The following is a 13327-nucleotide window of genomic DNA, read 5'->3' as shown; positions in this document are numbered from 1 at the left end:
AGAGGTTAAGCCAAAGAAAACCGTGGCCCAACGGCGCACGGCAACTGCTACAACAGCCCGAATGGAAAAGAGGTTTGCTAACCTTAAATACAGCGCCTCTTGCGCTATTCGCCTACGCCTTGTCATTCCGGCATTCCACGCATCAAGTGGAGAGAGGAATCTGAGTAGGCTTATTGAACTGCTTTAGCCATTAGCCAGATTCCTCTCTCCACTTGATGCGTGGAATGTCGGAAGGACAGGCTGTGGTCACTCAGCAAAAACCAAAAACAAACCCCGGCAGGCGTGGGCCTACCGGGGTTTGGGGTTAGCGTTGAACGCCGGATGCAGGCAACAGTCAGCTTAGTGCTGAATGAGCACCTTCTTGGTGAAGCTGCCGGCATCGGAGCGCAGCTGCACGATGTAGAGGCCGGGCGCGAGGCTGGCCGTGTTCAGGTGCAGGCCTTGCTGCAACTCGGTGGAGCGTACGGCTTGCGTTAGCACCGTTTTGCCCAGCACCGTCAGCACCGTTACCTGCACCGGCGACTTGCTGCTTACCGGCAGGCGTACGGTCAGGTCGTTGCTGGCGGGGTTGGGGTAGAGGTCGAGCAGCTGGTCGCGCTCCTGCTGGGGCTGGTTGGCCAGTACGCGGGTCGGAATCAGGTAGCCGGCTACTTGGTCGGTGAGGCTGTTGCTGGAGCCCTGCTCGGCATCGATACCCATGCCGCGGCGCGCAAACACCTGCCAAATCAGGTAAGTGTTGGCTTTGTTGTTGTAGATGGAGTCGGCGCGCAGAATAGCGTCGCGGCCATCCAGGAAGCCAGGGCGGCAGTTTTGCAGCTTCAAGCCATCCATCACCAGCTTCAGCGCAATGTTGTTGCCGCCGGTGGTGGCTTTCAGGTTGCGGTTGTAGCCGTAGCGGTCCACCAGCTTCCAGTTCAAATCCCAGAGGGTGGCGCACCACACCGAGCCCACGGCGTGTACGGCCGTGTAGGGAGCCACGCCAATCATGGCGTAGGTCTGGTTGTTGATGGCGAAATCGGTGGAGTAGCGCTGGGGCCGGATGCCCGCGCCCGTGGTAGCCTGGTACGATACGTATGTGCCAATGCCGCGGGGGGTAGCGCCCTGGTCGCCGGGCTTGGTGGTCATCCAGAGGCCGAAAAAGTCGCTCCAGCCTTCGCCCATCTGCTCGGCGTTGTTGAGGCAGTTTGCCACAGCGGGGCCGCCGGTGAGACGGTTGGAAATGCCGTGGCCGTATTCGTGGGCAATTACGCCGTTGTCATAATCACCGTCCCGGTCGGGGGGCGGCACCTGGCCAATCAAAGAAGCTGCTGGCGTAGCGCCACCACTCAGGTTGTTTTTGAGCGTGGTACCGTCGGCCAGTGAAATCATAATGGACGGAATCCGCACGCCTACCGTGTCGGTGCCGCCCATTACGGTCGGGTCGCCGGCCACATTGTTCACCACGATGACTGCCTTGGCTCCCGCGTTTTGGGCGTTGCGCACCTTGGCCGTGAAGTCGCAGGAACCCCGGTCTACCACGGCAATATTGCCGGTCATGGCTGCCGCGTTGGTAAAGGGCACGGTGCAGCCTAGCGAAGTAGCCGCAGCATCATTCACCAGTACCAGGTTGCCGGTAACGGGCGTAGTCGAGGAAAGCTTCTTGCCGAAGCCCGCCGCTACGCCCGCGTAATTGCCGGCCACCGGCGAAGGCTGCGCCACGGTGAGGGTGGCGCGGATGATGCCGGGCCAGAGGTACATCTGCATGCGGGGGCGCGAGCCGTCCACGGGCGTCGAGAAGTTGGCGTTGTTGGTGCCGCCGCCGTCCTGCGCTTCGGCGCGCACATCGTCGTTGCCGAGGCCGGTGTTGGAGTAATTCTTCACCTGGAAGTTGCCGCTCACTTCGTTGAAGCCCTTATAGGCCATTACGTCGTGCATCAGGTTGTTCCAGTAGAACAAGTTGGTGATGGCAGCATCCTGGTTGGCCTGGGGCGAGAGGGTCAGGTCCAGCGGGAAGTCAAACGACAGGTCGGGGCCGCCATCGGGGCTGTAGCCGATGGGGTTGCCATTGCGGGCCGCGCGGTCTTCGTAGGCATGCACGTTGTTGCCGCGGGTGATGGTATACTCCGGACCCGTTACGCCGTTGGTGTCGTGCCAGCCAAACGGCGAATACGTAGCGTCGGCGGGATTTACCACCAGCTGGCGGCTGCCGTGGTTGGGGCTCTCCACCGTGATGGGTAGCACGTTGTAGCTGTTGGGTACGGCCGTGGTGCCAGTAGGAGTGGCCTGGGGCCAGGCGGCGGTGGCTAGGGCTTTTTCGGTTAGTTCCAGAAAGCTGATGGGCTCGGAAACCGTCAGGTCGGTGCGGTCCACTAGTTGGCCGGTGCGCGCATCCACCCGGGCATTCCAGTAATGGTCATTGGCTTTGGGCGCAATGGTTACGTCCCACACCAGCACCAATTCGCCGCTGGGGCGGGCCTGGTACATAAGCTTAACGGGAATGGGGTCGAGCGAAATGCCCCCTTCCGAGAAGGTGAGTCCTTCTGCGGGCGTGCCGTCTTTCACCACGTTGAGGCTGCCGGGCGCGGGCAGGTTGAGGGCGCGGGCCGCCGCCGCTACGGCCTGTACGGGCGTTAGGGTGGGAGTAGTGGCCGCCGCCCGACCAGCGTTGGCTACGTTGGCAATAAAGGCGCTGTGCAAGCTCACCACCTTCTGGCTACGGTCGAGGTGCAGGTCCGATTCGGTGCCGTACACCTCCAGGCCCTGGTAGCGCTGGCGCAGGTACACGTGCGTTACCCCAGCATCGGCTTCGGTATAGGAGCTGGTAACGGCCGGATTGAGCACGTCGGCTTCCGTAAGGCCGAGCTTGGCAGAACGACTGCTGAGCTGCTGCAAGGCAGTGGTAAGCGGGGTGGTTTGGGCTGCGGCTAAGCCGGGCGCTGCCAGCAGCGCTGCCACCAGTAAAGGACGACAAATAGTCGGCGTAAAGGATGTTTTCATAGAAGATAGTAGGGTGAAGAGAATGGAATGGCTGCTGTCAGGAAGCCACTTTCTAAACCTAGGTCCTCTGCTCTGAAAACCACCAGTAAACCGATGTTATGACAAAATTATATATATCGGAAAAGTGGTTTTTATTGAATTTATATTAATAAAATGCTTATATAATTGAATTGTTTTCAAAATAATGATAAATAGTAAATGAAATAGCTAAAGTGCAACCAGCTAAAAGGCTACTACCTGAATGCCGCAGTCAGATGAAGGCTAATTGCAATAAATAAGGTTAACGGCTGCTTTTATGGTTCTGCTTGAGTCCAGTGGTCCAATCAAGTCGGCCTGAAATGAGGCAGATTTATTCTACTGGGGGAATGGCTTCGTTGCTTTTGCGCAAGGGCCGCTCCGGCACAAACAGCGTGATGATGAGGCCGCCGGCCACCAGGAAAATGTTGAGGAAGTAGATGCGCGAAATAGCCTTCGAGAAGGCAGCTCTCAGCTCCGGAGAAACCTCGCCCGTTGCCGCGGCCGGTACGGCCGGGCCTTCGGCCACAACGGGCGGTGCAGCATCGCCCCCCGCCACTGCCGACGCCGGCAAGCTGCCCGCCAGCGTGAGGGTAAGCACCGTGCCCAGCACCGATGCCGTAACAGCGCCCCCAATCTGCCGGAAAAACTGGCTGGCCGAGGTAGCCTGCCCCATCAGGTGGGGCTCAATGGCGTTCTGAATAGCCAGCGTATACAGCGGCATAGTGGGCCCCAGCCCCAGGCCGCACAGCAGCAAATACGACAGCACCTGCCCGTAGCTAACGGTTATGGGCATAGAAGCCAGCAACGATAAACCGCCCAGCAGCACCACCAAGCCCCCTAGCATCCAGCGCTTGTAGTGCCCAAAGCGCGACACCATCTGGCCGGCCAGCAACGAGCCCGTTACCACCCCCATCGACAACGGAATCAAGCTGATGCCGGCTTTAGTGGCCGTGGTACCCAGCACGTTCACCATAAACAGCGGCTCGAAAATGATGATGCCCAGAAACGCCCCACCCAGCAGAAACAGGGCTGCATTGGCCGAGCGAAAAACCGGATTTTCAAACAAGCTGAAATCCAGAATCGGGTTGTCGGAGCGGAGGCTGCGGCGCACGAAAAGCACTAGGGAAACTACCGCTCCGCCCAGCAAACCCAGCGTAACCGGCGAGGTCCAACCGTATTCGGCTTTGTTGAGCTGCAAGCCCACCACCAGCGGAATCAAACCCAGCAGCAACAGCACAATGGATAGCACATCGAGCGGCTTGGGCGTGGTGCGGGGCTTGAGGGCGGGCATCTGGGTCAGGATAAACCACAGCGCCAGCAGCCCCAGCGGCAGGTTCACGTAGAACACCAGCCGCCAGCCCGCCACCCCCGGAATCAGGTTGGTGCCTTGGTCGGTGAGGAAGCCCCCCAGAAACGGCCCCAGCACCGACGACGTGCCAAACACCGCCCCCACAAAGCCTTGGTACTTGCCCCGCTCGGCCGGCGGAAACAGGTCGGCAATGATGATGAAGGCCATAGCAAACAGCCCCGCGCCGCCAAAGCCCTGCACCGCCCGAAACACAATCAGCTGGGTCATTCCGTCGCCGAGCAGGGGCAGGGTACCAAATTCGCCAGCTAGCCCACACAGCATTGAGCCCACCAGAAACACGCTAACAGCCACCACCTCAATCCGGCGGCGCGAGTACATATCGGCCAGCTTACCGTAGATGGGCACCAGCGCGGTGCTGGCCACCAGGTAGGCCGTAGCCACCCACGTAAATCGGTCGAGGCCGTGCAAATCGGCTACAATGCGTGGGAGGGCGGTGCTTACAATGGTTTGGTCGAGGGAGCCCAGAAACATAGCCAGCAGGATACCGGCAAACGTGAGCATCTTTTGCCGCTGGGTGAGGGTTGAAGTCATGAGCAGGATGTGAGCCTGACTGTACGGCAACCAGCACCCGAAGATGCTAGCGGTGCTAGCTATTCTGGCAAGGTGGCGCCGAAGCAGGCTGTAACCGTTGGTAGAGCAGGTGTCCTATCCGATGGTGTCCGGCCGGGCTAACGTGAATTCCATTGGAAAAAAACAGCGGCTGCCCGGTGGCATCCGTCTCGCCCAAGGTGGGTAGGTAATCGAGGCCGTGTTGCTGGGCAAAGCGAGTGAAATGCGCATCCAACTGCCAGGACAACCGATTCTCCACCTGCGCGCACGGCCTCGATACGGGGCCTACCAGCAGCAACCGGATGCCTTCATGCTGGCAGAAAGCCACTACAGCTGCTACTAACTCTTGGTACTGGCGTAGCGCCCGACGGCGGTTGCCCACGGCGGCACCTAGCCGCAGATTCAACTGCCGGAAATAGCGGTGCAGGCGCGTTTCGGGTGGGGGCGGCAGGGCCGGGGCCGGCCTTAAACGGGTTAGCAGGTCGTAGCGCTCGGGGTTGCTGTGCGGCCCCCATGAAAAGTTGAGGGAGTGGCGCACCTGATTCTGGTCGTTGAGGAAGCGGTAATAAAGCTTAGAGAGGCGCATCACCGGCTCGGCCCGTAGATGGAAGAGTACCACCTGGGTGGGCTGTCGGGCCTGCGCCGCTGCCAGCTTGGCCAGGCAGGTGCTAAACCGCTCATACCGAATAATTTCCAGCGCCGGCCATTGGTCCGCGCAGTGGGTGGCCAGCAGCTTGCGCAAGGTGTGGTGGTAGAGCTGGTCGGGCTCGATATTATACTGGACAGGAAAGCAGCCGCCTACAATGGTGATGTGCATGGCCGGTTAGGAGGTAAACCGCTGGGCGGCTTGGTATTCGTGCGGACTGATGAGGCGGCGGTTGGCATCAACGGCAAAAAAGCGGCCCGCCGACTGCTGCTGCTCGAAATGATGGGTAATGTGGCTAACGCATTCTGGCCGGGGTGTCTGATGTAGGTCGGGCAATACGGCGGGGCCCGGTTCGTGGCAGCTGAGCGTTTGGCTTAAGCACAACGTAATCTGGCCCGTGGCGCTAGGGTAGGAGCGCAGCCGGTGCAGCACCGTCCCGAAATAGGCAGCATCGGCAAGTTGCAGCACCGGCGAGTTGATAAGCTGCTTGCCTGCAGCGTGTAAGTGCATATCCAGCTCCGCCAGCCATTCCCAATATTGTTCGGAGTCTTGGTGGAAAAACGGGAAGTGCCCCAAGCTGAGGTTGTAGTCACAGTGCCCGAAGGCGACGAGCCCCAGCCGTGGGTCGGCGTCGGCCAGCAGCTCAGGCAGCGCCTCGAAACCCGCCTGGGTTTCCACTACCGCAATCAGGTGGCGCACCGGCATGGGCAGTTCGCGGAGCACCTGGCGCAAGGCGGCGGGGTGTTCAACCTTGGGTACAAATACGGCGTGCAGGCCTGGCAGTCCGCGCAAAGCGGCAATATCGGCCGCGTAATAGGGAGTGTCGGGCGCGTTGAGGCGTAGCGCCAGCCGCTCGTAGTCCAGCCCAGGTGTTTGCAGCAGCTGCCTGACTTGCTGGCGCTGGTCTTGCTTGAGGGCTACAGTGTGCGCCTCACTGGTATCGGCCCGTACGCTGTCCTCGAAATCAAAGCAGACCACGCCGTTGGCCGCCACAATGGCTTGGTAGTAAGTAGTAAAGCCACTGGCCCGCACCTGCGCGAAATGATAGGGTCGGATAGCTTTCACGGTTGTATGATGCTATAATGCTAGAGGTCTGGCAGGTAAGATGGTACGCAAATCCTCAAGCTCCAAACAACCAAGTGGCGCGCAGCTGCTTTCAAGCAAAGTACTGGGCTCTCCGTTGCCAGAATGCGTGGATGGCAGAGGCACCAAGCCGCCAAGCCGCCATGCGGAGCTGGAACCTGAGAATGGCAGCTTTTCAGCTTGTAGGGCATTGCAAAACGCCTATTGTTCACGCGCCTCAAAAGGCAAGGGAAAGCCAGATGGTTTGTTTTCCTGCTACTTTCGCCGCCGTGATTACAGTTTCTACTATTGCCGTTCTGTGCCTGGTTGCCTTCGCGGCGGGTTTTATTGATTCGATGGTGGGCGGCGGCGGCCTGATTCAGCTACCCGCCATGCTGCTGCTCCTGAAAGGCATGCCAGTACCCACCATTTTCGGGACCGGCAAAGCTTCGTCGTTGATGGGAACGGCGGCGGCGTTGCGGCGCTACGCGGGGCAGGTGCCCATTCAGTGGCGGGCCGTGGGTACGGCGGCGGCGGTAGCCGGGGTGTTTGCGTTTCTGGGGGCGCGGGTTATCAGCTTGTTTCCGCCGGAGTTGCTGCGGCCCATGGTGCTCGGGCTGCTGGTCGTTATTGCCCTCTACACCTTCTGGCGCAAAGACCTGGGCAGCATCCACGCCCCGCGCCTCACGCCTCGCCGCGAGGTGTGGGTGGCCATCATCATGGGCGCGGCTATCGGCTTCTACGACGGGTTTTTCGGTCCTGGTACGGGCAGTTTCCTGCTGTTCATGTTCGTGGGGCTGTTCGGCTACGACTTCCTAACGGCCTCGGCCTCAGCCAAGCTAGTAAACGTAGCCACCAACCTGGCCGGGCTGGCGTATTTCGCTTACACCGGCCAGGTGCTCTGGATGGTGGCCCTGCCGATGGCCGCCAGCAACATCCTGGGCTCCACGCTGGGCGCTAACTACGCCCTCAAAAAAGGCACCGGCTTCGTCCGCATCCTATTCCTGGTCGTCGTCAGCGGCATTATCCTCAAGCTGGCTTGGGAAACATTTCGGTGAAATAGTGAGGTGGTGAACTGGTGAGTTTTGATGTTCTATTGGCGCAATTTGCGCAGTTGAAAAATCAAACTCACCAGTGCACCACCTCACTATTTCACCAGTTACTCGCCCTGAGAAGGCAAGCCGGGGGCGGGGTTTCCTTGGGCGCCCTGCGCATTGGGGACGCCCATTTTCTCTTCGCGCTTGCGCTGGTATTTGTCGAATTGCGCGGGCGTCAGCACGTTCTTCAGCGTGGCCAGGCGGGCCTGCCCAATGTCGTCGATAACGGCGGCCATCTTGCGCACGTCCTGGCGGTAGTTGAGGCGGGCCGATTCCACGCCGCGCACACTCACCAGGTTGATTTGGCGCACCTTCTCTGTCTGATCAGGATTCAGCGCCAGGGCCTTCTGCATGTTGCTGGTGAGGGCGTTGGCGCGGGCCTCCACCTGCGCCTCGGGCGGGGTGGCCTTGGGCTGGGCGGGTGCCGCAGCGGGTAGAGTGGTCTTGGTTTTGGTGGTGGCACCGACGGGCGTTTTCGTTTTCACCTTGGCGGTGGTAGTCTGGGCCAGCAACAGGGTAGGGGCGGCCAGTAACAGCAGCGCCGCAAGGAAAGGGGTTTTCATATGCAGAAAGTAGATAAGCCAGTAAAGCCGCGCTTCTGGTAAGGCAGGAGCGTAAGCCAGGCAACCGGCTTGTAAATATGATGCCAATTCGTGAAAGCTGCGCGCATAACGAGCCAGGAGCTAGTTCTGGTTTCCTGCTACCGATGTATTGCGCGCCGTTGCCAAGAACTTGGTTGGCTCCCAACCCCAACCTCTTCCGCCCACAACAAGTATCTAGTCAGCAACTGCCACTGCCAATGCCGCCCCGAGGCGCGCTGGTAGTCCGGCAACTGAACATCCGCAACTTCTACTGCAATGAAAAACCGAAATAATTGGCTGGCTGTGGCCGGTGCCGGCGCCCTGCTGGCCGCTGCCACGCTCTGGAGCAACCGCCGCGGCTCCTACACGCTGGAAGGCCGCGTGGTACTGATTACCGGCGGCTCGCGCGGCCTGGGCCTGATTCTGGCCCGCCAGGCCGTAGCCGAAGGCGCCAAGGTCGCCATCTGCGCCCGCGACACCGACGAGCTGGAGCGCGCTCGGCAGGAGCTGGCCAGCGGCGGGGCCGAAGTGCTGGCACTTTCCCGCAACCTGATGGAACCCGCCGACGTGCGCACCCTAGTAGCGGAAGTGCAGCAAAAGCTAGGCCCGATTGATGTGCTGGTCAACAACGCCGGCATCATCACCGGCGGCCCCCTCGACCACATGGAGCTGCGCGAATACGAAGAGTCGATGGATACGCACTTCTGGGCGCCGCTGCACGCCATGCAGGCCGTGCTGCCCGATATGCGCCGCCGCCGGGAAGGCCGCATCATCAATATTGCCTCGGTGGGCGGCAAGGTAGCCGTGCCCCATCTGGCCCCATACTCGGCCAGTAAGTTTGCCTTGGTGGGGCTTTCCGAAGGCTTCCGCTCCGAGTTGTTACAGTATGGTATTCAGGTAACTACGGTGTGCCCCGGCCTATTGCGTACCGGTAGCCCGCGCAATGCCATCATCAAGGGGCAGCACGTTAAGGAGTACGCCTGGTTCACCATTGCCGATTCGTTGCCGGCCTTCACGGTCAGCGCCGAGTCGGCGGCCCGCCAGATCTGGAACGCCAGCCGCCGCGGCGACGCCGAAATTATTATTGGGCTGCCAGCCAAGCTGTTGTCGGCTATTCATGGCTTGGCGCCCGGCACCACCGCCGATATGCTGAGCTGGGTGAACCGCACGCTGCCGGCCCCCACCGGCAAGGAAGGCGACGCCCGCCGCTACGGCCACGAAAGCGAATCGCCCATCACCCAATCCTGGCTTACCACGCTCACCCGCAAAGCCGAAAAGAAAAACAACCAGGTGTAGATTGGTTTTTCGTTGTTGGTTTTTTGTTGTTCGTTTGCAACGCCTCCGCGTTCTGCTTTTCTTGGCAGTTCGTGGGGGCGTTGCTTTTTACCAGCCAGGTGCCTGTCATTCCGACGCAGGAGGAATCTGAGTGTAATCGTTCAACGACTTTAGCCAGATTCCTCCTGCGTCGGAATGACAGCTTCTTAATACGAATACACGCCAGGCACCAAAAACAAAAAACCAGCAACAAAAAACGAACCTTGACTTATCCCGTCCACCTTACGCTAGGGCCGCTTTTTCTGCCGGTGCATCTGCTGTGCGAGGTGCTGGCCTACACTCTGGGCTACCGGTTCTACCAGCGCCTGCGCACCCGCACCCCCGACCCCATTTCCGACGAGCACCGGCTCTGGATTTTCGTGGGCGCGGCCGCCGGGGCCTTGCTCGGTTCGCGCCTGTTGGGGCTGCTGGAACACCCCGACTTGCTGATGAATCCGCCCGGGGGCTGGCCGTACTACTTCACCAACAAAACCATCGTCGGGGGCTTCCTGGGGGGCTTGGTAGGCGTGGAGCTAACCAAGAAGCGCCTGGGCGTAACGGCCTCCAGCGGCGACCTGATGGTATTCCCGCTGCTCCTGGGCCTGGGTATCGGGCGGCTCGGCTGCCACCTCAGCGGCCTCGAAGACGGCACCTTCGGCACCGCCACCGCCCTGCCCTGGGGCATCAACTTCGGCGACGGTATCCAGCGCCACCCCACCAACCTCTACGAAATCCTGTTTCTGGCGGCGCTGGCGCTGCTGCTGTGGCTCCTCGAACGACGCCAGCCGCTCCCAGATGGCCGGCGGTTTCAGCTGTTTCTGGCGGCGTATCTGCTGTTCCGGCTGCTGGTGGAGTTCATTAAGCCCACGCCGCCGCTACCGGGGCTGGGCCTCACGGCTATTCAGTGGGCTTGCGTAGCGGGGCTGGGGTATTATGTTTGGGTGTGGACGCGGCAAAAATTATATCATACTTCTATTCCCTCACACAAATAATACTTTATGAACAAGACAAACTTGGCTAACTCCATTTTGGAGGCCTATCATCGAGGCCAACGCTATTTTGAAGGGTTAGATATGGAAAACGAAAGTTTAGAGGAGCAAAATCTTGAAGGAGTGGTTTTTAACAAATGCTCCTTATATATCAGTTTTAGAAAGGCTAATTTGTCTAATGCTCATTTTATAAACGGTGGTATCAAAACTTGCGACTTCAGAGAAGCGAATTTGACTAATGCCCATTTTGAAAATGTATGCATTGAAAGCGCACAATTCGCACGAGCAATTACAACTGGTATTTACTTCGATAATAACTCTTGTTACGGGCAGGATGTAACGCAGCAGCATTTCGAAGAATGGATTAAAGACCACGAAGAGTAATTCTTCAAACTTCAACAATTCTATCCTAATACCCCATGCCTGAACGTCCCTATACCTACTACGATTTCACGCTGAGCCTCTGCCCGGAATGCCTGCGCCGCATTGAGGCCAAAATCGTCTTCGAAGACGGCAACGTGTACATGCTCAAGCGCTGCCCCGAGCACGGCCGCCAGAAGGTGCGCATCGCCACCGACATTGAGTACTACAAGAGCATCCGCAACTACGTGAAGCCCAGCGAAACGCCGCGCCGCTTCAACATGGCCACCCACTACGGCTGCCCCTACGACTGCGGCCTCTGCACCGACCACGAGCAGCACAGCTGCCTCACGGTAGTGGAAATAACCGACCGCTGCAACCTCACCTGCCCCACCTGCTACGCCGAAAGCAGCCCCACGCACGGCCGGCACCGCACCCTGGAAGAAGTGGAAGCCATGGTGGATTTGGTGGTAGCCAACGAAGGCGAGCCCGACGTGGTGCAGATTTCCGGCGGTGAGCCCACGCTGCACCCGCAGTTCTGGGAGATTCTGGATATGTGCAAGCGCAAGCCCATCAAGCACCTGATGGTGAACACCAACGGCGTGCGCCTGGCCAAAGACGAAGCCTTTGTGGCGCGGCTGGCCACCTATTCGGGAGCATTCGAGGTGTATTTGCAGTTCGACTCGTTCCGTGAAAACGTGCTGCTCACTATGCGCGGCCGCGACTTGCGCGAGGTGCGCCAAAAGGCCATCGAAAACCTCAACAAGTACAACCTCAGCACCACGCTGGTCGTGACCCTGCAAAAGGGCCTCAACGACGACGAGATGGGCGCCATCATCGATTACGCCCTGAAGCAGCGGTGCGTGCGCGGCGTCACGTTTCAGCCCACCCAGGCCGCCGGCCGCCTCGACAACTTCAACCCCGAAACCGACTCCTTCTCGCTCACCGAAGTACGCCAGGGCATTATAGCGCAAAGCCCGGTGTTCACGGCCGCCGACTTGCTGCCCGTGCCCTGCAACCCCGATGCGCTGGCCATGGCCTACGCCCTCAAGCTCGACGGTGAGGTCTTCCCGCTGACCCGTTACGTTGACCCCGCCGATTTGCTGCAAAGCGGCGGCAACACCATCGTGTATGAGCGGGACCCGCGCCTACGCCAGCACATGCTCAAGCTGTTCAGCACCGCCAACACCGTGGATACCGTAGTGCCGGAAATCAACCAGCTGCTGTGCTGCTTGCCCCAGGTATCGGCCCCCAACCTGGGCTACGACAACCTGTTCCGCATCATCATCCTGCAATTCATGGACGCCCACAATTTCGACGTGCGGGCCGTGAAGAAGTCGTGCGTCCACATTGTGAGCAAGGATTTGAAAATCATTCCCTTCGAAACCATGAACATCTTCTACCGCGACGCCGAGAAACAGGCGCGGCTGGAGGAACTGCGCGCCGAGCGGACGGGCCTGGTATGAAAAGCCCGCTGGGAATAATCGTAGGGATTAACCTGTTGATTCTGCTGAGTTGGACAGCATATTGCCGCTCTCAAGCACCGGTGGCCAGAAGCTTCGACGAAGATATGCTATTCGCTATACCGATGGCCAAGGGAATAGGAATACTATTGTCTCTGAATTTTCTCGGGCTCGGGATTAGCATTACAACCAAAGCACGCTCTGCTTTTGTCTTAAGTATTCTACTGGTTCTGATTGTCGGATTCGGGTTATGCAGCTTTCCTATACCGTATTTGAATTCCATGTCCCCTAACCCCTCTCGTGCAGAAGCCACTACCACCGCCGAGTGAGCCGCCTAAGCTGAATGGCTGCATGATAGCCATACTTGTGGTTTTGGTTATCTTGCTGATAGGCTGGAGTATGTGCGGCCAACGTTAATAGGCACTGATTGGAATCGATAACCTGCTGCCAATGGAAAAGCCCACTCAACACATCATCCGCAACAACCTGCTCGGCCTGCTCCTCGCCGCCGTAGTGCTGGGGGCGCTGGCACCCGTTACCGATAGTGGTAGTATCATGCTGTTTGCATTCGGCTACCTGCTACAGGCCGGGGTAAATCTGATTATAGGTGTAGCGTATTTGTTTAAGCCTGCTGCTGTTGGGCAAAGCGCCGCGCCTTATTTCCTGAGTGCTTTACTGGTACTGATTATCGGTTTTGGAGCGTGCAGCGGCATGTTTGTGCTGAGCGGCGCCCTAGGCAACATGCGCTAATCGGCTACGGCTGGAGCTTACTTATGAAGGTGCCTTTTTCACGTATTATCGGCATCAATTTAACCGTTTTGTTGCTACTGGCAGTTGCTGTGCGGTGCATCTACCGTCATGACTCATTGGGTTTTACGTTTGGAATGACTCTGGCAATCGTTG

General features: G+C 59.1%; 11 protein-coding genes. 6 read left to right on the top strand and 5 right to left on the bottom strand.

Features of this window, described 5'->3' with window-relative positions; translation table 11 throughout:
• Window positions 1-339 precede the first annotated feature (339 nt).
• The 4 genes from J0X19_RS08970 to J0X19_RS08955 all read right to left on the bottom strand — a co-directional run bounded on the left by J0X19_RS08970 (window position 340) and on the right by J0X19_RS08955 (window position 6623).
• A complete protein-coding gene (locus J0X19_RS08970) occupies window positions 340-2976 on the bottom strand; it encodes a T9SS-dependent M36 family metallopeptidase (RefSeq protein ID WP_206984000.1) in 2637 nt (878 codons plus the stop codon).
• Window positions 2977-3325: 349 nt separating this feature from the next.
• Window positions 3326-4894 carry an MDR family MFS transporter gene (locus J0X19_RS08965; protein WP_242582319.1) on the bottom strand — a complete coding sequence of 523 codons (1569 nt, stop codon included), beginning with the start codon at window positions 4892-4894 and terminating at the stop codon, window positions 3326-3328.
• A gap of 55 nt (window positions 4895-4949) precedes the next feature.
• Window positions 4950-5729: an SGNH/GDSL hydrolase family protein gene (locus J0X19_RS08960; RefSeq protein ID WP_206983999.1), complete on the bottom strand. Its 780-nt coding sequence runs from the start codon at window positions 5727-5729 to the stop codon at window positions 4950-4952.
• 6 nt (window positions 5730-5735) lie between these two features.
• Window positions 5736-6623: an aldolase/citrate lyase family protein gene (locus tag J0X19_RS08955; protein ID WP_206983998.1), complete on the bottom strand. Its 888-nt coding sequence runs from the start codon at window positions 6621-6623 to the stop codon at window positions 5736-5738.
• 287 nt (window positions 6624-6910) lie between these two features.
• Here J0X19_RS08955 and J0X19_RS08950 point away from each other — a divergent pair, with 287 nt between their 5' ends.
• On the top strand, window positions 6911-7678 hold the full coding sequence (locus J0X19_RS08950; protein ID WP_206983997.1) for a sulfite exporter TauE/SafE family protein: 768 nt from the start codon (window positions 6911-6913) through the stop codon (window positions 7676-7678).
• Window positions 7679-7779: 101 nt separating this feature from the next.
• Here the strand turns inward: J0X19_RS08950 and J0X19_RS08945 are convergent, their stop codons facing one another.
• A complete protein-coding gene (locus tag J0X19_RS08945; RefSeq protein ID WP_206983995.1) occupies window positions 7780-8280 on the bottom strand; it encodes a hypothetical protein in 501 nt (166 codons plus the stop codon).
• Between the two features lie 294 nt (window positions 8281-8574).
• Here J0X19_RS08945 and J0X19_RS08940 point away from each other — a divergent pair, with 294 nt between their 5' ends.
• The 5 genes from J0X19_RS08940 to J0X19_RS08920 all read left to right on the top strand — a co-directional run bounded on the left by J0X19_RS08940 (window position 8575) and on the right by J0X19_RS08920 (window position 13174).
• Complete coding sequence (locus J0X19_RS08940; RefSeq protein WP_206983993.1) at window positions 8575-9594, top strand: SDR family NAD(P)-dependent oxidoreductase; 1020 nt, start codon at window positions 8575-8577, stop codon at window positions 9592-9594.
• 242 nt (window positions 9595-9836) lie between these two features.
• Window positions 9837-10604 carry a prolipoprotein diacylglyceryl transferase family protein gene (locus tag J0X19_RS08935; protein ID WP_206983991.1) on the top strand — a complete coding sequence of 256 codons (768 nt, stop codon included), beginning with the start codon at window positions 9837-9839 and terminating at the stop codon, window positions 10602-10604.
• 6 nt (window positions 10605-10610) lie between these two features.
• Window positions 10611-10985: a pentapeptide repeat-containing protein gene (locus tag J0X19_RS08930; RefSeq protein ID WP_206983989.1), complete on the top strand. Its 375-nt coding sequence runs from the start codon at window positions 10611-10613 to the stop codon at window positions 10983-10985.
• Window positions 10986-11020: 35 nt separating this feature from the next.
• Window positions 11021-12427, top strand: coding sequence for a radical SAM protein (locus J0X19_RS08925; RefSeq protein WP_206983987.1), 1407 nt, complete (start codon window positions 11021-11023; stop codon window positions 12425-12427).
• 447 nt (window positions 12428-12874) lie between these two features.
• On the top strand, window positions 12875-13174 hold the full coding sequence (locus J0X19_RS08920; RefSeq protein ID WP_206983985.1) for a hypothetical protein: 300 nt from the start codon (window positions 12875-12877) through the stop codon (window positions 13172-13174).
• The last annotated feature ends 153 nt before the right edge of the window (window positions 13175-13327 follow it).

This window comes from Hymenobacter telluris (assembly GCF_017313265.1).
GTDB lineage: Bacteria > Bacteroidota > Bacteroidia > Cytophagales > Hymenobacteraceae > Hymenobacter > Hymenobacter telluris.
The sequence above is the reverse complement of the archived record's forward strand: the minus strand, read 5'-3'. Positions and strand labels throughout refer to the sequence as shown.